We start from the raw sequence: 17,545 nt of genomic DNA, 5'->3' as shown, positions 1-17,545 counted from the left end.
CCAGGCATCAAGGCCGCCGCCGCCGATTCTTTGTCGGAGCCGCCTGCATGCTCTCCGCCGTCGAAAGAAATTGTCAGCATGTCAGCGCCCAATGCCCTTTTTTCCGAAACGATCCTGCTGCTCGGGGGCGCGGTTGTCGCCGCTCCGATCTTCAAAAAGCTCGGGCTCGGCACGGTGCTCGGCTACCTTGCCGCCGGCATCGTCATCGGCCCGATCTTCCACGGCATCACCGACGGCGAGCAGATCCTCGACGTCGCCGAGCTCGGCGTCGTCTTCCTGCTCTTCATCATCGGGCTGGAGCTGAAGCCAAGCCGTCTCTGGCAGATGCGGCGCGACATTTTCGGCCTCGGCACGGCGCAGGTGGTGCTGACAGGCCTGGCGTTGACCGCGCTTGCGTGGTTTTCCCAAGTTCTCGACTGGCGTGGCAGTATCGTCGCCGGATTTGGCCTAGCGCTGTCTTCGACTGCCTTCGCCATGCAGATCCTTGAGGGCGACGGCGACGTCAACACGAAATACGGGCAGCGCTCCTTCTCGATGCTGTTGTTCCAGGACCTGGCGATCGTGCCGCTCCTGGCTCTGATCACCGTCCTCGACGGCGGCAAGGGCAGCAATGCCCCGTTCACCGATTTCGCCGTCGCCGTCGGCGCGGTTGCGGCGATGATCGTCATGGGCCGATACCTGCTGACGCCGCTCTTCCAGATCATCGCCCGGACCGGTGCGCGCGAGGCGATGATCGCGGCCGCTCTCTTCGTCGTCATGGGATCGGCGAGCCTGATGCAGCTTGCCGGGCTTTCCATGGCGATGGGCGCCTTCCTTTCCGGCGTCATGCTGGCCGAATCCTCCTACCGGCACGAGCTGGAGGCTGACATCGAGCCGTTCCGCGGTGTGCTGCTCGCTATCTTCTTCATCGCCGTCGGCCTGTCGCTGGAACTCGACGTCCTCGTCGACAACGCCCTCTTCATCATCATCGCCGTGCCGATCGTCATGGCCGTCAAGGCGATCATCATCTACGGGCTCTGCCGGATCTCGGGCTCACCGCACAATGATGCGATCCGGATCGCTTTCCTGCTGCCGCCCCGGCGGAACTCGCCCAATATGTGCTTCCTGATGGGACACTGCCGACGCTTTGCGTCACCGTCACCGACAAATCCGACCAAGGGCAGCACGACAAAGCCCGTTCGCATGGCTGCGAGGCCTGCGGGATCAGCGCCTCGACCCTGCTGCCGACGCCGACGGATGTCGCCGGCGCTCCTATACCCTTTGCGGTTACGGTTGAATTGCCGATCCGGGCCGAGGCCTTCCACCGCCAGCTTTTCCCGCCCAATACCGGGCCTCGCGCTCCTCCTTCAGATCCGATCCCTGCCTGAACTCCGTGTTGCGGCGGGCGCCGTAACGCGCCTTTCAACGCCGGCCAACCTGCTTTCCTGCAGTCGGCCGTGGATACGGATCCATTCTCATGTCGACTATTACTGCTGCCGAACCGGCGGAGGACGCTGCACACGGCGTTTCGCTCTATCGCGCCATCTGGCGCTGGCATTTCTTTGCCGGGCTTCTCGTCATACCCTTCATGCTAAACTTGGCCATTACCGGATCGCTCTATCTCTTCAAGGATGAGATCAACAGCACCTTCTTCGGCTACCGTTACATAGTCCAGCCGACCGGCAAAACGCTGCCGGCGGCGCGGATCGCAGAGATCGCGGCCTCCGCCGTGCCGGGCTCAACCGCGACATCCTACAAGGACCCGGTTCTGCCGGAGCGATCGGCGATCGTCACCGTCTCCGGCGATGCCGGCTCGACGCTGGTCTTCGTCAATCCCTATGACGGCAAGGTGCTCGGTGTGGTCGGATCGATCGACGAGTTCAATTATGTCGTCAAGCGCATCCACAGCCTCGCCTATTTCGGCAACACAGCGAACCGGCTGATCGAAATTGCCGGCGGCTTCGCCATGGTGCTCGTCGTCACCGGCATCTATCTCTGGTGGCCGCGACGCCAGACAGGGGGCATCGTCAGCGTGCGGGGGACGCCCGGCCGCCGCGTTTTCTGGCGTGACCTGCATGCGGTGACCGGCGCCTTTGCCGGTGTCCTGATCTTCTTCCTGGCGATAACCGGCATGCCCTGGTCGGGTTATTGGGGCGCGAACGCCAATGCCTGGCTGACCGAACACGGTCTCGGCTATCCGGTTCAGCTCTGGGACGACGTGCCGAAGTCGCGGAAAATCACCGAAGACATTCTTCCGAAGAGCGGCTGGATCGTCGAGAAGGCGCCGGTTCCGCTTTCCGATATCGCCGCGGCGCAATCAGCCAGGCCAATCGGCCTCGACAAAGCCGTCGAGATTGCCAAGCGGTTGGGCATGGCGCCGGGCTTCGACGTGGCGATCCCATCCGATGAAACAGGCGTGTATACCGCCTCGCTCTATCCCGAGGATCTTTCCGACGAACGGACCATCCATATCGACCAGTACTCCGGCAAACCTCTGATCGATATCGCTTTCAACCAGTATCCGTTGCTCGGCCGGGCGATTGAGTGGGGCATCAATATCCATCAGGGACAGGAATGGGGGCGCTTCAATCAGTTGCTGATGCTCGCAACATGTCTGGCGATTGTGCTCAGCTGCGTGACGGCTGTCGTCATGTGGTGGAAACGGCGCCCAGCCGGCCGCCTAGGCGTGCCGCCCATGCCGCCGCAGCGCTCGGTCTATTACGGCCTGTGGGTGATCACCGGAATCTTTGCCATCGCCTTCCCGATGAGCGGGCTTGCCATTGTCGTCATGATCGCCTTCGACCAGCTCGTCGTTCGGTTCGTACCATTGTTGAAACGCGTTCTCGCTTGAAGAGGCCATCGGATGAAGAAGATTATCGCTATTCTCGCCTGCCTGTTGCTTGCCTCGACGGCATCTGCCGGTGACGATCCGCAGCAGGCGATCCCGGCAAGGCTGAAGCTGATGTTCGAACGGCCAGACAAGCCGCTTGATATCGCGCCGGTCGTCGTTCAGGCCGATTGGGCGATCGTCGGCTGGCGACAGGACGGGCGCGGTGGACGCGCCCTGATGAAGAAGACGCATCATGGCTGGAGCGTTTATCTTTGCAGCGGCGATAGCCTGAAGGACGCCGGGACGCTGGAGAAGATTGGGCTCTCCACAAATGATGCCGCCGGGCTGGCTGCGAGGCTGAAAGATGCCGAGGCCGGCCTCGATTCTTCCGTGCTTGCGCTCCTCTCAAGCTTCCAAGGCACCGTCATGATGATGAATGAGGCATCGAACGGCTCGGGCGGCGGCCATGAGGGCCACGCCCAATGAGAGTAAGGCTCTAGCGCTTCAAGCGCGCTTCGATCTCGCGGTCGAGGGCGAATTTGAGGTCGTCCTTGACGCCGACGGACATGGCGAGGACTTCGCGGGCCTTCAGGAAATCCATGACGCCGGTACGGCCGACCGCAGGGCGTAGGAAGATCTGCGGCTGGCAAAGCTTCAGCTTGAGCGAGATCGCCGTCTGCATCATCAGCTGGCCGGAGCCGAAGATGCTTTCCATGCGGTTCGGAATATGCGTGCCGTCACCTTCGGGGGCGCCGACGACATCGATGCCGATGACGATATCGGCAAGATCCATCAGGCATTCATAGGGCACCGGATTGCTGATGCCGCCGTCGATCATCACGCGGCCGTGCAAGCGCACCGGCATAAAAACCGCGGGAATGGCGGAAGAGGCCGCCAGCGCCGGGAATAACTCGCCCTGCTCGATGATGACTTCGTGCTGCCCGTAATAATCGGTGGTGATGACCTTCATCGGGACCAGCAAGTCCTCGAAGCGGGCCGGAAGCTCGGACGGCAGGAAGGCCTTGAGGATACGCTCCAGATTGAACTGGCCGATGCGGATGCCCTTGGCCACCGCATCGCGCACCGTTGCCGGCCTCAGACCCCAGATGCGGGCGACCACGGCCGTCTTGTTGCCAACGGTCTCCAGCGCATGTTCGCGGATTTCGACGCCGGACATGCCGGCCGCCATGCCGGCCCCCATGATGGAGCCGATCGACGAGCCTGCGATCGCCACCGGCCGGATGCCGAGTTCGTCGAGCGTCTCGATAACATGGATATGGGAAAGCCCGCGCGCGCCGCCGCCGCCAAAGGCAACCGCGACCGTCGGAAGATCGCTGATCGCAGGCAATTTCGGACTGATGATCTCTGCCTGCTGCACGCTCCGTCCTCGCCCTTATTGCGGCTGATATCGGAAGAAATGCACCCTCGTATCCCCAAAGATGCGGCTTTCGAGGAAAACATAGGAAGGATGGACCGAAACGACAACGTCGGCACGCTCCTCGAGGACCGCGATCGCGCCTGGTTGCAGCCAGCCGCCCACGGCCGCTGCCGCCATCGCCTTCTCGCCGAGACCCTTACCATAGGGCGGGTCGGCAAAGAGCACATCGAAAGGTTCGAGATTGCCGACGCTGCCGAGATCGGTCGCATCCCGGCGCAGGATGCGCGTGCGGCCGTGCAGGCCGAGCGCATCGATGTTCTCCCAAAGAAGTGCCCGGCCCTCGACACTGTTTTCGACGAAGAGCGCGTGGCGACAGCCGCGCGAGACGGCTTCAAGGCCGACGGCGCCGGTTCCGGCGAAAAGATCGAGGATCCGGGTGCCGTCGACGCAATCCGGATAGGCATGGCTCAAAATATTGAACAGGCTCTCGCGCGTCCGGTCGGCAGTCGGCCGGATATCGTTGGATTTTGGCACGGCGAGAGGCCGTCCGCGAAACTCACCGCCGACGATCCGCACCGCGCGTCATTCCCTTTCCTCTAGCCCCACCTCTGGACGGCCCGCCCGCAGGCTTGTCGCCGCCCGGCCTCTCGCCGCCGGGCTTGGCGCCTTTCGGCTTGCCGGAAAAACTCTTGGCCCCACCGGGCTTGGCCGCAAAACCCTTGCCGCGAGGTTTGTCACCCGACGGCTTGTCGCCGAAGGATCTTTCGCCACGCGGACGCTCGGAGCGGCCCTCGCCGGCAAAGCTTCTGGCTGCCCGCGGGCGCTCGTCGCCATCCTGGCGCGGCTTGCGATCACCACGCGGCTTGTCGCCGAACGGCCGATCCCCACGGGAGGGGCGATCGCCGAATGGGCGGTCGCTGCGCGGACGCTCCGAACGGCCTTCGCCGGCGGAGGCTCTGGCGGCGCGAGGCCGCTCGTCACCATCCGCACGCGGCCTGCGATCACCACGCGGCTTGTCGCCGAATGGCCGATCACCGCGCGAGGGACGATCACCGAAAGGCCGGTCGCCGCGCGGACGCTCCGGGCGGCCTTCGCCGGCAGAGCTTCTGGTGCGCGGCCGATCCTCACCCCCTTCGCGGAGGCGGCGTTCGCCCCGGGCTGGCCGGTCGCCAAAACCGCGGTCTTCGCGAGCGGGACGATCGCCGAAGGAGCGCTTGCGGCCGGAACCTTCTCCCTCATCCTTGCGACGGGGCTCCTCGCTCGAACGGATCCATTCGCCATCCTCTTCACGCACGCGGTTCACCAGCGTCCGCGGGCGATCCTCGATGCGATCGAAAGCGGTGTTCCTTGCCGGCGCCTGCTCGCCGCGCTTGCGCGCGGTCTGCGCATTCTTGGCGGCTTTCGCCGCTGCCTTTTCACCGAGCGGACGGGCGCCGGGCGCCATCCAGACATTGGCACTGCGGCGCTGGCCGAGCGGATGGGCGCGCTTCGGCTTCTCGTCATCCTTGCGACCGCCGTCGCGGCGGTCGTCATCCCTGCGGCCCCCACCAGGGCGGTCGTCGCGCTTGGTATCGAGGCGGCTCAGCGCCCGTTCGCGCTTGTCCTCCTCGCGGCGCGGACGCTCGCGCTTTTCCGGGACTGTGGGCTCGATCTCTTCTTCGGCGGCAACGGCCGGCGCATTGTAGATCGGCGCGTCGAAATTCGCCTTGGCTTCCTCGATGAGGCGCGGGCCGAGCTGGTCGCGCAGCGTGCGGCCGCGCACCTCGATGACATGACCTTCCGGCAAGTCGCCGAGCTGGAACGGGCCATAGGAAATGCGAATGAGGCGATTGACGTCGAGACCGAGCGCACCGAGCACGTTCTTGATTTCGCGGTTCTTGCCTTCGCGCAGGCCCATGGTGATCCAGACGTTCGAACCCTGGGTACGGTCGAGCGTTGCCTCGATCGATCCGTAGAGCACGCCGTCGACGGCGATGCCGTCCTTCAACTTGTCGAGTGCTTCCTGATCGATTTCGCCATGGGCGCGGACACGGTAGCGCCGCAGCCAGCCGGTCGCCGGCAATTCGAGCGCGCGAGCAAGGCCGCCATCATTGGTGAGCAGCAGCAAGCCTTCGGTGTTGATGTCGAGGCGGCCAATCGACATGACGCGCGGCAGCTCTTCGGGCAAGTTGTCGAAAACGGTTCGCCGGCCTTCCGGATCGGCATTGGTGGTCACCAGGCCCGCGGGCTTGTGATAGAGCCAGAGCCTGGTGCGCTCGATGCCGCGGATCGGCACGCCATCGACCTCGATCCGGTCGGTGAGCGTGACGTTGACGACTGGGGTTTCCAGAACCGCGCCGTTCAGCGTCACCCGGCCTTCCATGATCATGCGTTCGATGTCGCGGCGCGAGGCGACGCCTGCGCGCGCCATCACCTTGGAGATGCGTTCGGCCTTGGCGTCGCCATCGCTCCCGGCGTTGGCCGGGCGCGCGGCGGCAGCCTTTGCCGGCTTCGCATTGCCCGCCTTGGGATCAGCTTTCGGCCTGGTATCCCGTGAAAAGGGCTTTGCGCCCGGCCGTTTTGGCTTGTCTTTGGGTGTCATTTGTTGTTTGCCTGCCTTTTGGGCCTGTCTATCAGGTCACGCATCTGCGGTTAAGTGGAAATTCTTGCGATCGTGAAGACAAATCGTTTCATGGAGATGGCGCTTCAGGAAGCGCGGGCGGCCGAAGCGCGCGGCGAGGTGCCGATCGGCGCCGTCGTGGTGATCGACGATATTGCCGTTTCACGCTCCGGAAACCGTACACGCGAGCTGAAAGACATCACCGCACACGCCGAAATCGCCGCCATCCGGCTCGCCTGCGAAGCGCTCGGGCAGGAGCGGCTGACCGGCGCCGATCTTTATGTGACGCTGGAGCCCTGCACCATGTGCGCGGCAGCCATCTCGTTTGCGCGTATCCGGCGGCTCTACTACGGCGCGGAGGATCCAAAAGGCGGCGCCGTCGACAACGGCGTGCGATTCTATGCGCAGCCTACCTGTCATCACGCTCCGGAGGTCTATTCGGGCATCAACGAGGTCCAGTCGGCCGAGATGCTGAGAAGGTTCTTTTCGCAAAAGAGAGAAACGCCGTAGCGCTGCGCGCGTAGCCATCGTTCCAGCTCGCGAAGCCGATCGATGGTAATTGAGGAAGGCACGGCTGAGCCGGCCGAGACAACTCATACCATACCCGCAGGCGCTGCCTTGCCTGGCGCTCCAAACATAACCAGTCGGCCCACTGCGATCCGGGACCGAAAGCTGTTATTGCAACAGATTCCACCACTGCTTGCCGCTGTTGGCGATCGCCGCATCCTTCTTACGCTTCTTCTGCTTCTTGAGCTCGGGTTCGCCGAGATCGTCGAGCTTTGCAGGATCATCGACGGTGCGGTAGCCGGACGGCGGATCGGAGATGGAGCGGCGCTGATCGAGATAGGAGCCCTTCTGCAGGGCGCGGGCATCACGATAGGCCTGGGTCTGGGCTTCGGTCGTACGACGACCGCCTTCGATCGCCGAGCTCGCCAGAGGCGAGCGGTAATTCGGATTGTCCGAGTTCGTATCAGCCTCGGAAACGAGGCGGGCGCGGGTCTCCTCCGGCGATTCAAGCCACTGCGGATTGTCCTTGTTGGCGATCGTCGGCTGCGGCGTAACCAGGGTCTCTTTCTGTGCCTGGGCCGGCAGCACCAGCGTCGGACGCGGCGTATACTTGACGCCCTTGTTCTTCGGGTCCGGTCCCGTCAGCGACACGGACTGGCCAAGATCGTCGGTCAGCTGCTCCATGGAGGTCTTGCCGGTGCCGTAGGTCGGGCTGCTGGCGCAACTGGACACCAAGGAGCATCCCGCCACGACAACAGACAGGCAGGCGCCTATACGGAACCAATGCGTTGCGAACATGAAAACCCTTCCAGCCACCGGTGCAATCGTTGCCCAACCGGACAACCGTCCCCCTGACGCAAAAATCCGGCCATTTTCAGGCAGCTTTTACCGGATGAACGCTATAAAGGCAATTCACCCGGCAAATATCTTCAGGCGCGGATGCCGAGTTCACGCAGGGCCGCAGCGTCTCGCGCCGAGACATCGGGATATTCCGGATCGGAACCGACATCGGTGGTGATGCGCCAGGAACGGGCGCATTTCACGCCTTCGGCAAGCTTCGGAATGACCGCGACTTCGGGCACCTCGGACAGCCGGAAGGCGTCGGCCGGGCCTGCGCTCGCCTCGATCGTGATGCCGGAGGTGATGCAGACTTCGCTGAAATCCTGACCTTCGAGCGCCTTGCGCAATTCCGCATCGGTAACGTGGACGACAGGAGCCGCTTCCAGCGACGAGCCGATGCGCTTGTCCTTGCGCTCGATTTCGAGAGCGCCGGTGACGACGCTGCGGATCGCGCGGATCTTCTTCCACTTTTCCGCGAGCGCATCGTTGCGCCATTCCCTGGCGACCGGGGCGAACTGCTCCAGATGCACCGAGACGGCCGAAGGATCGCGCGAGAGCCATGCCTCTTCCGTGGTGAAGGGCAGCATCGGCGCAAGCCAGGTCACCATGCAATCGAAGATCATGCGGATGACATAGAGCGCCGAACGGCGGCGAAGGCTGGAGGGCGCATCGCAATAGAGCGCATCCTTGCGGACGTCGAAGTAGAAGGCCGAGAGCTCGACATTGGCAAAATCAATCAATGCGCGGGCGATCTTCTTGAAGTCGAAGGCGTCGTAGTTTTCGCGCACGAGCTGATCGAGCTCGGAGAGGCGATGCAGCATCAGCTGCTCCAGCTCCGGCAGATCGGCAAGCGCGATGACCTCGCCCTTGTCGTGCGCCAGCGTGCCGAGCATCCAGCGGATCGTGTTGCGCAGCTTGCGATAGGCATCGACATTGGTCTGGATGATCGTCTTGCCGACACGCAGATCGTCCGCATAGTCAGAGGTCATGACCCAGAGGCGCAGGATATCGGCGCCGGCATCCTTCATCACCTCCTGCGGCGAGGTGACATTGCCCTTGGACTTCGACATTTTCTCGCCCTTCTCGTCCATGGTGAAGCCATGGGTGAGGACGGTGTCGTAAGGCGCGCGGCCACGGGTGGCTGCCGATTCCAAGAGCGAGGAATGGAACCAGCCGCGATGCTGGTCGGAACCCTCGAGGTAGAGATCGGCCGGCCACTTCAGGTCGGGGCGGTCTTCCAGCGTGAAGGTGTGCGTCGAGCCCGAGTCGAACCAGACATCGAGGATATCCATGACCTGCGACCACTTGGCCGGATCATGCTCGTTGCCGAGGAACCGCTCCTTGGCGCCTTCGGCGAACCAGGCGTCTGCGCCTTCGACATCGAAAGCATCGAGGATGCGCTGGTTGACGGCATCGTCCTGCAGCACTTCGCCCTGCTCGTCGACGAAGACGCAGATCGGCACGCCCCAGGCACGCTGACGGGAGAGAACCCAGTCCGGGCGCTGCTCGATCATGGCGCGCAGGCGGTTCTGGCCGGCAGCCGGCACGAAACGCGTGTCGTCGATCGCGTTGAGCGCACGGGTGCGCAGCGTCGTTCCGTCAGGCAGCGTCTTGTCCATATAGACGAACCACTGCGGCGTGTTGCGGAAGATCACCGGCTTCTTGGAACGCCAGGAATGCGGATACTGGTGCTTCAGACGGCCGCGGGCAAAGAGCGCGCTGCGCTCGATCAGCGCCTTGATGACGCGGTCGTTGGCATCGCCCTTCTTGCCGTTGTCGTCGATGACGCGCGCGCCTTCCAGGCCCGGAGCATCCGATGTGTAGAAGCCGCCGTCGTCGACCGGGAACGGGATCTTGGTTTCGATGCCGCACGCCTCGATTTCGCGGGCATGCGCCATCCAGACATCAAAGTCTTCGCGGCCGTGGCTCGGCGCCGTGTGCACGAAGCCTGTACCGGCATCGTCGGTCACATGGTCGCCATCGAGCAGCGGCACGGCAAATACATAACCGTCGCCGAGACCCTTCAGCGGATGGGCGCAGGTGATACCGGCGAGATCGGCAGTCGTGACGTCGGCGAGACGCTTGTACTGCAGCTTTGCCTTGGCGAAGGATTCCTCAGCCAGCTTGTCGGCGAAGATCAGTTTCTCGCCCGGGCGCGGTCCAAAATCGTTCTCGGCGGCCGTTACTTCGTATAGGCCGTAAGCAACGCGCGACGAGTAGGCGATCGCCCGGTTTCCGGGGATCGTCCAGGGTGTGGTGGTCCAGATGACGACGAAGGCATCCTTGACGCCATCGGAGCCCTTCGCGACCGGGAACTTCACCCAGATCGTGTCGCTCTCATAGTCATGATACTCGACTTCGGCTTCCGCGAGCGCCGTACGCTCGACGACCGACCACATGATCGGCTTGGAGCCGCGGTAGAGCTGGCCGCTCCCGGCGATCTTGAGGAGTTCTCCGGCGATGCGGCTTTCCGCGTGGAAGTTCATCGTCAGGTACGGATTTTCGAAATCGCCGACGATGCCGAGACGCTGGAACTCACCGCCCTGGATGGCGATCCACTTTTCGGCATAGGCGCGGCACTCGCGGCGGAATTCGATCATCGCCGACGGCTCGGTCAGGTCAGGCTTGGCCTTGCCCTTGGCGCGATAATTCTCTTCCTCGATCTTCCATTCGATCGGCAGGCCGTGGCAATCCCAGCCCGGCACATAATTGGCGTCGTAGCCGCGCATCTGGAACGAACGGTTGATGACGTCCTTGAGGATCTTGTTCAGCGCGTGGCCGATATGGATATTGCCGTTGGCATAGGGAGGGCCGTCGTGCAGGACGAATTTTTCGCGGCCGGCGGCAGAAGCGCGCAGCTTCTTGTAGAGATCCATCTGCTGCCAGCGGGCAACGAGTTCCGGCTCCTTCTGCGGCAGGCCGGCACGCATCGGGAAATCCGTTTCAGGCAAGTAGAGGGTCTTCGAGTAGTCGATCTTTTCGGCTGTGTCGGTCATATGTGACAATCGTTTCTGGCGGCCCAGGAAGGGGCGCAACGGACATGAAAATAGGTGGCGGCGGAAGCGCCTGCTCGCAAGCGCCGAAAACCCGGACCTCCCGGCCGCTTAGCGCGCGCGGAAGGCCGGGCCGATAATTCGTATCGTGGTCGCCAGCCGAAATTTCGTCATAGCGCCGGTTCATAGGCGTTTTTGCCGGGAAAAGGAAGAGCAGAAATTACCTGCATGCGATCCTGCGGCACGGCCGAATTCGGCTTGCGCCGGAGAAAATCCGAGCTGGTGGCAAACTCAGGAAAAGCACAGTTTCCGATCGAGCTCGCCAAGCGGTGCCACGCCCGCCAGCAGTGCCCTCGCCTCCTCCTCGTCGCGCTTGATCTGGGCGACGAGCGCTTCCAAGCCGTCGAATTTCAGCTCGGGTCTGAGATAGCCGAAGAATGAGACCGAGCAGAGCTGACCGTAGAGATCGCCGCTAAAGTCGAACAGATAGGTTTCCAACAATGGTGCACCGTTTTCCGTGACCGTCGGGCGGCGGCCGTAGCTTGCGACGGCATCGTAGAGCGTTCCGTCCTGAAGGCGGAAGCGGACGGCGTAGATGCCCGCTGCAAGTTCGGCCTCGGGCGGCAGGCGCATGTTGGCCGTGGGAAAACCGAGCTGCCGGCCGAGCTTTTCTCCGTCGATCACCTCGGCTTCGACAGTATAGCGGTACCCCAGCATGCCGGCGACTTCGCTGACGCTGCCCTCCTTCAGGAGCGCGCGGATGTGGCTCGAAGAGACGACGTCGGCGTTTTCGTCGCGGAAGGCATCGATCAGGGTGACGCCGAAGCCGTAGGTCTGGCCGGCATTCATGAGGAAGGCAGGCCCGCCCTCGCGGCCGCGGCCAAAATGGAAATCGAAGCCGGTGACGACTTCGGAGGCGCCGAGCCAATCCTTCAGGATCGAATGGATGAAATCATCGGCCGAGCGCTGCGAGAACTCATAGTCGAAGGGATATTCGATGACGGCGCTGAAACCCAGCGTTTCCAGAATGCGGGCCTTCAGCGGCGCAGGCGTCAGTCGGAAGACCGGCGTCTGCGGCCGGAAGACCGTGCGCGGATGCGGCTCGAAGGTGAGCACCAGGGCGGGGATGCCGCGCGCTTGGGAAATTTCCAGCGCGCGATTCAGCACCGACTGGTGGCCTCGATGCACACCGTCGAAATTGCCGATGGCAATCACACCGCCTCTGAGATGGGCGGGCAAAGGATCCCGGGTTTCATTGCGATGGAAGACGGTCATCGTCTGGCTTCTCTTCATGCAAGGCGTGGCATCCACCACCTCGGCGCCGCCTTTTCCCGTTCGAGATAGGCGTTGAGGATCGCCTCGTCGGTCTTGCCGTTGAGGGTGTATTCCTTAGCGTGGATACCGCCGCTGATGTAGAGGAGGTCGAGGCCGTAATTCAAGGCCCCGCGCACATCGGTCGGCATGCCGTCGCCGATTGCCAGCACACGATCGATCGGGAAATCGCCGCGAAGCTCGCGGGCCGCCGAAAGCGTCGCCTCGTAGATCGGCCGGTGCGGCTTGCCGGCAATACGCGTCCTGCCGCCGAGCTGCTCGTAATAGGCGGCCATGGCGCCGGCGCAGGGGATGATGCGGTGCCCGCGCTCGACGACCAGGTCCGGATTGGCGCAGATCATCGGCACTTCACGCGCTTTGAAATCCAGAAGCATGTCGGTGTAATCCTCCGGCTTCTCGGTCTCGTCATCGAAAAATCCGGTGCAAACGAGCGATTGCGCCTCGCCTGCCGGCCGGCGCTCGACGCCAATGCCTTCGAGAAGCGCGCTGTCGCGATCGGGGCCAAGCAAAAAGACCGTCTTCGGCCCTTCGGCGATCAGCCCGCGCGTCACGTCGCCAGAGGTGACGATCCTGTCATAGGCGCTGTCGGGAACGCCGATGTGGCGCAGCTGCGCGACCACCTGCCAGGAAAGGCGCGGCGAATTGGTGATGAGCACCACGGCAAGGCCGCTCTCTCTTGCGGCTTGAAGGGCTGCGGCTGCCTTCGGAAACGGATCGACCCCATTGTGAACGACACCCCAGACATCGCAGAGCACCACATCATAGTGACCTGATATCTCCGAGAAGTTTTCTATCCGCTTGGCCATTCCAATTTCCCGATTTGCTTCAGTCACCGGTGACATTGCAAAGGCGCAAGGCGATGGCAAGGCATTTTCTTCGCCGTGGCAATGCGAAATTCCTGAACGGCAATCAGACGAGCCCGGACGGTCAAGGGTCGCCCGCGTGGGGATTTCGGTCGGAATCTCCGAGAATTCTCCGGCCTCTTCACAATTCGGGCACAAAAATTCGTGATTGCTCTCATTGACTCCTTTCGGAGCCATCCCTAAATGCTCGGCGCTAGCACTCACCGCAAGGGAGTGCTAACATTTATCCATGTGGGCCACTCCGGTCCGCGAATGTCATTCGATCGAGGGATTAGACAATGGCAAGCACCAATTTCCGTCCGCTTCACGACCGCGTCGTCGTTCGTCGCGTCGAGTCCGAAGAGAAGACCAAAGGCGGCATCATCATTCCCGATACCGCCAAGGAAAAGCCCCAGGAAGGCGAAATCGTCGCCGTCGGCTCCGGCGCTCGTGACGAGTCCGGCAAGGTCGTCGCACTCGACGTCAAGGCTGGCGACCGCGTCCTGTTCGGCAAGTGGTCCGGCACCGAAGTCAAGATCAACGGCGAAGACCTTCTGATCATGAAGGAAGCCGACATCATGGGCATCATCGGCTGATCAGCCGATCCGCTTTCCCGAAATGACTAACGGGCTTTTGCCCGAACAAATCGAATTCAGGAGTCACAAACATGGCAGCTAAAGAAATCAAGTTTGGCCGCACCGCGCGCGAAAAGATGCTGCGCGGCGTCGACATTCTCGCCGACGCAGTCAAGGTAACGCTCGGCCCGAAGGGCCGTAACGTCATCATCGACAAGTCCTTCGGCGCTCCGCGCATCACCAAGGACGGCGTTTCGGTCGCCAAGGAAATCGAACTCGAAGACAAGTTCGAAAACATGGGCGCCCAGATGGTCCGCGAAGTTGCTTCGAAGACCAACGACATCGCCGGTGACGGCACCACGACTGCAACCGTTCTTGCCCAGGCGATCGTTCGCGAAGGCGCCAAGGCAGTTGCCGCCGGCATGAACCCGATGGACCTGAAGCGCGGCATCGATCTTGCCGTTGCCGAAGTCGTCAAGGATCTCCAGGCCAAGGCCAAGAAGATCAACACCTCGGAAGAAGTCGCCCAGGTCGGCACGATCTCCGCAAACGGCGAACGTCAGGTCGGTCTCGACATTGCCGAAGCCATGCAAAAGGTCGGCAACGAAGGCGTCATCACGGTTGAAGAAGCCAAGACCGCCGAAACCGAACTCGAAGTCGTCGAAGGTATGCAGTTCGACCGCGGCTACCTCAGCCCCTACTTCGTCACCAACCCGGAAAAGATGATCGCCGACCTCGAAGACGTCTTCATTCTCCTCCACGAGAAGAAGCTGTCGAACCTGCAGTCGATGCTGCCGGTTCTCGAAGCCGTCGTCCAGACCGGCAAGCCGCTCCTCATCATCGCTGAAGACGTCGAAGGCGAAGCTCTTGCAACGCTCGTCGTCAACAAGCTGCGCGGCGGCCTGAAGATCGCCGCCGTCAAGGCTCCTGGCTTCGGCGACCGCCGCAAGGCCATGCTCGAAGACATCGCGATCCTGACCGGCGGTACCGTTATCTCGGAAGACCTCGGCATCAAGCTCGAATCCGTCACGCTCGACATGCTCGGCCGTGCGAAGAAGGTTTCGATCTCCAAGGAAAACACCACGATCGTCGACGGTTCGGGCGCCAAGTCTGACATCGAAGGCCGTGTTGCCCAGATCAAGGCCCAGATCGAAGAAACCACCTCCGACTACGACCGCGAAAAGCTGCAGGAACGTCTTGCCAAGCTTGCCGGCGGCGTTGCCGTCATCCGCGTCGGCGGCTCGACGGAAGTCGAAGTGAAGGAAAAGAAGGACCGCATCGACGACGCTCTCAACGCGACTCGCGCTGCCGTTCAGGAAGGCATCGTACCGGGCGGCGGCGTTGCCCTGCTGCGTTCTTCCGTCAAGATCACCTCCAAGGGTGTCAACGACGACCAGGAAGCCGGCATCAACATCGTTCGTCGCGCTCTGCAGGCTCCGGCTCGCCAGATCGCTGAAAACGCTGGCGACGAAGCTTCGATCGTCATCGGCAAGATCCTCGACAAGGATCAGGACAACTGGGGCTACAATGCCCAGACCGGCGAATATGGCGACATGATCGGCATGGGCATCATCGACCCGGTCAAGGTCGTTCGCACCGCCCTGCAGGATGCCGCTTCCGTTGCATCGCTGCTGATCACCACCGAAGCCATGATCGCCGAGCTGCCGAAGAAGGACGCTCCGGCTATGCCGGGCGGCATGGGCGGCATGGGCGGTATGGACATGATGTGATAGGCCAACGGCCTTTCACAACATCGTCCATGAAACCGCCCATCATCTAAGATGGTTCAGCGCGTCAAGCGCGCTGAACTGGCGGTATGGACATGATGTGATAGGCGAAAGCCTTCACTGATATCCTTTCCGGTCTCCGGAATTAGGAAGGGCGGCCCTCGGGTCGCCCTTTTCTTTTGCCCAAAACGATTCGATCTGTTGCGCACAATTTTTCGCAATCGGCGCCGGTTTCCGTCCGGGAAGCTTTCGCGAAGCTTGCGTCGCTGCGCATTCTTTGATCTGCGGAAATAGGCGGGAGACCCTAGCATAGGAGCGAAATTTCTATCGTTGCAGGGTGTGGAAACGTTTTCGAAGCACAAAAAGACGGTTTTTCGGCCTCTATTTTCGTGAGGTAGCCGGAGCATACCGACATCCAGAGGAATGATGCTGGCCCGAACGCCCCTTAAAAAGCCGTTGCCGTTTGTCAAAAAGCCCCTATAAATCCGCGCTGCAATTCAAACGCGCCGGCGACCAATTTCGTCACCAGACAAAGCCGGTACGCGGAAGGTGATACGTCAACATTCAGCTTCGACGTCGGGTTCCGAAAGCCTGACAGCCGCAGCAACAATTGTCGGATGCGCGGGCATAATGTCCGCAGCTGCATGATCCTGTTTTGTGTTTACCTGGCGTGCGGCGGAGGAGTCGCATCGGAATTGGGGAACGCCTTGTTTAAGATCGCCAAAGCCAACGCAGCCGTACCCTTGATGCCCGGCTCGCTGAACGACAACAATCAGAATCGTGAGATGCTGGCGCAGTTTTCCGTTTCCGAAGCCTGGACCGGAGATTTTTCGAGCGGCTTGATCCGCCTCGGCGAATGGAGCGCGATGCTGCACGGCCTCTCGGCACCGGAATGCGGGCTGCTGAGCCTGATCCGCTCCTATGACACCAAGGATCGCAGCCACGTGCTCGAGCTGTTCGAGCAGGCGGCGACGCTCTGCTCCTCCTTCTGTTTTTCGACGACGATCATCATGCCGAACGGCTTCCGCCAGCCGCTCTTCTGCATGGGCGAGTCGAACGGGCTCGAGCAAAAATACAGCGGCAGCATGTCCGGCGTCTTCGTCTTTCCGCGCTTCAAGCTCGAAGGCGCAAGCCAGATCACAAGCCGGCGATAGAAACCAGCGACGCACAGGAGAGGCCGCCCGAGGGCGGCCTTTGCGTTTTCCGAGCGGATCCGTTCGTTACTCCGGCTTGACCGGAATGTTGAGGCCCCTGGCGCTTGCCGGACGGGCGATGCAGCGCGCCAGCCAATCCGAAACGGCGGGGAATTTCGCATATTCGAGAACCTCGCGGCCGCCATAGAAGATGTCGGCGCCGCGCACCCAGGTGAAGGTGGTGATGTCGGCGATCGTGTAGAGATCGCCCATGATCCACTGACGCCCTCTCAGCCGGTCTTCGAGCACGCCGAGCAGGCGCTTGGATTCGTCGCGATAGCGTTCCACCGGATAGGAATTGTTGGCGACCTTGTCGGCGGCGAATTTATAGAAATGGCCGAATTGGCCGAGCATCGGGCCGATCCCCGCCATCTGAAAAAACACCCACTGGATGGTTTCATAGCGGCCTGCGGCGTCGGCAGGGATGAGCTTGCCGGTCTTTTCCGCGAGATAGAGCAGGATGGCACCGGATTCGAAAAGGCCTATCGGCTTCCCATCCGGCCCGTTCGGGTCGATGATCGCCGGAATACGGCCGTTCGGATTGAGAGATTCGAATTCCGGCGACTTCTGCTCGTTGGCGGCGAAGGAAACATAATGCGGCTCATAAGCCAAGCCGAGCTCTTCGAGGGCGACGGAAACCTTCACCCCGTTCGGCGTCTGCAGGGAATAGAGCTGGATAATGTCAGGGTTTTTCGCCGGCCAGCGCGTCGAAATCGGAAATGCGGAAAGATCTGCCATCGGATTCTCCAT

General features: G+C 62.1%; 14 protein-coding genes and 2 pseudogenes. 8 read left to right on the top strand and 8 right to left on the bottom strand.

All coding sequences use genetic code 11. The features are described 5' to 3' along the window. Positions 1–78: 78 nt before the first annotated feature. The 4 genes and pseudogenes from EFD55_RS07025 to EFD55_RS07010 all read left to right on the top strand — a co-directional run. Positions 79–1,078: pseudogene (locus EFD55_RS07025) on the top strand (monovalent cation:proton antiporter-2 (CPA2) family protein); the annotation flags it as partial. Then, a pseudogene (locus tag EFD55_RS33655) lies at positions 1,065–1,367 on the top strand (hypothetical protein); the annotation flags it as partial. The pseudogenes EFD55_RS07025 and EFD55_RS33655, both read left to right, overlap by 14 nt. 89 nt (positions 1,368–1,456) lie before the next feature. Beyond that, a complete protein-coding gene (locus tag EFD55_RS07015; RefSeq protein WP_125843886.1) occupies positions 1,457–2,830 on the top strand; it encodes a PepSY-associated TM helix domain-containing protein in 1,374 nt (457 codons plus the stop codon). A gap of 12 nt (positions 2,831–2,842) precedes the next feature. Further along, positions 2,843–3,295: a copper uptake system-associated protein gene (locus EFD55_RS07010; RefSeq protein ID WP_125843885.1), complete on the top strand. Its 453-nt coding sequence runs from the start codon at positions 2,843–2,845 to the stop codon at positions 3,293–3,295. A gap of 10 nt (positions 3,296–3,305) precedes the next feature. Here the strand turns inward: EFD55_RS07010 and EFD55_RS07005 are convergent, their stop codons facing one another. Genes EFD55_RS07005 through EFD55_RS06995 form a run of 3 tightly spaced genes read right to left on the bottom strand, consistent with a single transcriptional unit; the run spans position 3,306 to position 6,768 of the window. Beyond that, the gene (locus tag EFD55_RS07005) at positions 3,306–4,187 is read right to left on the bottom strand and encodes a patatin-like phospholipase family protein (RefSeq protein WP_125843884.1); all 882 of its coding nucleotides are present in this window, start codon (positions 4,185–4,187) and stop codon (positions 3,306–3,308) included. A 15-nt stretch (positions 4,188–4,202) separates the two neighbouring features. Next, positions 4,203–4,763: a 16S rRNA (guanine(966)-N(2))-methyltransferase RsmD gene (gene rsmD / locus EFD55_RS07000; RefSeq protein WP_125843883.1), complete on the bottom strand. Its 561-nt coding sequence runs from the start codon at positions 4,761–4,763 to the stop codon at positions 4,203–4,205. Continuing rightward, positions 4,744–6,768, bottom strand: a complete 2,025-nt coding sequence (locus EFD55_RS06995) for a pseudouridine synthase (protein WP_125843882.1) — start codon at positions 6,766–6,768, stop codon at positions 4,744–4,746. The genes rsmD and EFD55_RS06995 overlap by 20 nt, the downstream gene beginning before the upstream one ends. Positions 6,769–6,858: 90 nt before the next feature. Here EFD55_RS06995 and EFD55_RS06990 point away from each other — a divergent pair, with 90 nt between their 5' ends. Further along, positions 6,859–7,296, top strand: coding sequence for a nucleoside deaminase (locus EFD55_RS06990; RefSeq protein ID WP_125844101.1), 438 nt, complete (start codon positions 6,859–6,861; stop codon positions 7,294–7,296). Positions 7,297–7,461: 165 nt separating this feature from the next. Here the strand turns inward: EFD55_RS06990 and EFD55_RS06985 are convergent, their stop codons facing one another. From EFD55_RS06985 to EFD55_RS06965, 4 genes are all read right to left on the bottom strand, one after another. Continuing rightward, on the bottom strand, positions 7,462–8,091 hold the full coding sequence (locus EFD55_RS06985) for a hypothetical protein (RefSeq protein WP_125843881.1): 630 nt from the start codon (positions 8,089–8,091) through the stop codon (positions 7,462–7,464). Positions 8,092–8,222: 131 nt separating this feature from the next. Then, entirely contained in the window at positions 8,223–11,129 is a 2,907-nt protein-coding gene (ileS, locus tag EFD55_RS06980) for an isoleucine--tRNA ligase (protein ID WP_125843880.1), read from the bottom strand. A 288-nt stretch (positions 11,130–11,417) separates the two neighbouring features. Next, positions 11,418–12,401: a bifunctional riboflavin kinase/FAD synthetase gene (locus tag EFD55_RS06970; protein ID WP_125844099.1), complete on the bottom strand. Its 984-nt coding sequence runs from the start codon at positions 12,399–12,401 to the stop codon at positions 11,418–11,420. A 14-nt stretch (positions 12,402–12,415) separates the two neighbouring features. Then, positions 12,416–13,264, bottom strand: a complete 849-nt coding sequence (locus EFD55_RS06965; protein WP_125843879.1) for a TIGR01459 family HAD-type hydrolase — start codon at positions 13,262–13,264, stop codon at positions 12,416–12,418. Between the two features lie 335 nt (positions 13,265–13,599). On the opposite strand from EFD55_RS06965, the gene groES reads away from it, so the two are divergent. The 3 genes from groES to EFD55_RS06950 all read left to right on the top strand — a co-directional run bounded on the left by groES (position 13,600) and on the right by EFD55_RS06950 (position 16,756). Then, positions 13,600–13,896 carry a co-chaperone GroES gene (gene groES / locus EFD55_RS06960; RefSeq protein ID WP_004675403.1) on the top strand — a complete coding sequence of 99 codons (297 nt, stop codon included), beginning with the start codon at positions 13,600–13,602 and terminating at the stop codon, positions 13,894–13,896. 71 nt (positions 13,897–13,967) lie between these two features. Continuing rightward, positions 13,968–15,605 carry a chaperonin GroEL gene (gene groL / locus EFD55_RS06955; RefSeq protein WP_125843878.1) on the top strand — a complete coding sequence of 546 codons (1,638 nt, stop codon included), beginning with the start codon at positions 13,968–13,970 and terminating at the stop codon, positions 15,603–15,605. A 704-nt stretch (positions 15,606–16,309) separates the two neighbouring features. Continuing rightward, positions 16,310–16,756 carry a hypothetical protein gene (locus EFD55_RS06950; protein ID WP_125843877.1) on the top strand — a complete coding sequence of 149 codons (447 nt, stop codon included), beginning with the start codon at positions 16,310–16,312 and terminating at the stop codon, positions 16,754–16,756. Between the two features lie 66 nt (positions 16,757–16,822). Here EFD55_RS06950 and EFD55_RS06945 read toward each other — a convergent pair whose 3' ends face one another. After that, complete coding sequence (locus tag EFD55_RS06945; RefSeq protein ID WP_125843876.1) at positions 16,823–17,533, bottom strand: glutathione binding-like protein; 711 nt, start codon at positions 17,531–17,533, stop codon at positions 16,823–16,825. Positions 17,534–17,545: the final 12 nt, after the last annotated feature.

Origin of the sequence: Rhizobium pisi (genome assembly GCF_003938655.1) — a bacterium.
In the GTDB taxonomy this organism is placed as follows: Bacteria; Pseudomonadota; Alphaproteobacteria; order Rhizobiales; family Rhizobiaceae; genus Rhizobium; species Rhizobium pisi.
The sequence above is the reverse complement of the archived record's forward strand: the minus strand, read 5'-3'. Positions and strand labels throughout refer to the sequence as shown.

Coding starts and splice junctions, on each gene's coding strand:
- EFD55_RS06965 (WP_125843879.1), bottom strand. CDS start 13,264: ATGGCCAAGCGGATAGAAAACTTCTCGGAGATATCAGGTCACTATGAT.
- EFD55_RS06985 (WP_125843881.1), bottom strand. CDS start 8,091: ATGTTCGCAACGCATTGGTTCCGTATAGGCGCCTGCCTGTCTGTTGTC.
- EFD55_RS06990 (WP_125844101.1), top strand. CDS start 6,859: ATGGAGATGGCGCTTCAGGAAGCGCGGGCGGCCGAAGCGCGCGGCGAG.
- EFD55_RS06945 (WP_125843876.1), bottom strand. CDS start 17,533: ATGGCAGATCTTTCCGCATTTCCGATTTCGACGCGCTGGCCGGCGAAA.
- groL (WP_125843878.1), top strand. CDS start 13,968: ATGGCAGCTAAAGAAATCAAGTTTGGCCGCACCGCGCGCGAAAAGATG.
- EFD55_RS07010 (WP_125843885.1), top strand. CDS start 2,843: ATGAAGAAGATTATCGCTATTCTCGCCTGCCTGTTGCTTGCCTCGACG.
- ileS (WP_125843880.1), bottom strand. CDS start 11,129: ATGACCGACACAGCCGAAAAGATCGACTACTCGAAGACCCTCTACTTG.
- EFD55_RS06995 (WP_125843882.1), bottom strand. CDS start 6,768: ATGACACCCAAAGACAAGCCAAAACGGCCGGGCGCAAAGCCCTTTTCA.
- EFD55_RS06970 (WP_125844099.1), bottom strand. CDS start 12,401: ATGACCGTCTTCCATCGCAATGAAACCCGGGATCCTTTGCCCGCCCAT.
- groES (WP_004675403.1), top strand. CDS start 13,600: ATGGCAAGCACCAATTTCCGTCCGCTTCACGACCGCGTCGTCGTTCGT.
- EFD55_RS07015 (WP_125843886.1), top strand. CDS start 1,457: ATGTCGACTATTACTGCTGCCGAACCGGCGGAGGACGCTGCACACGGC.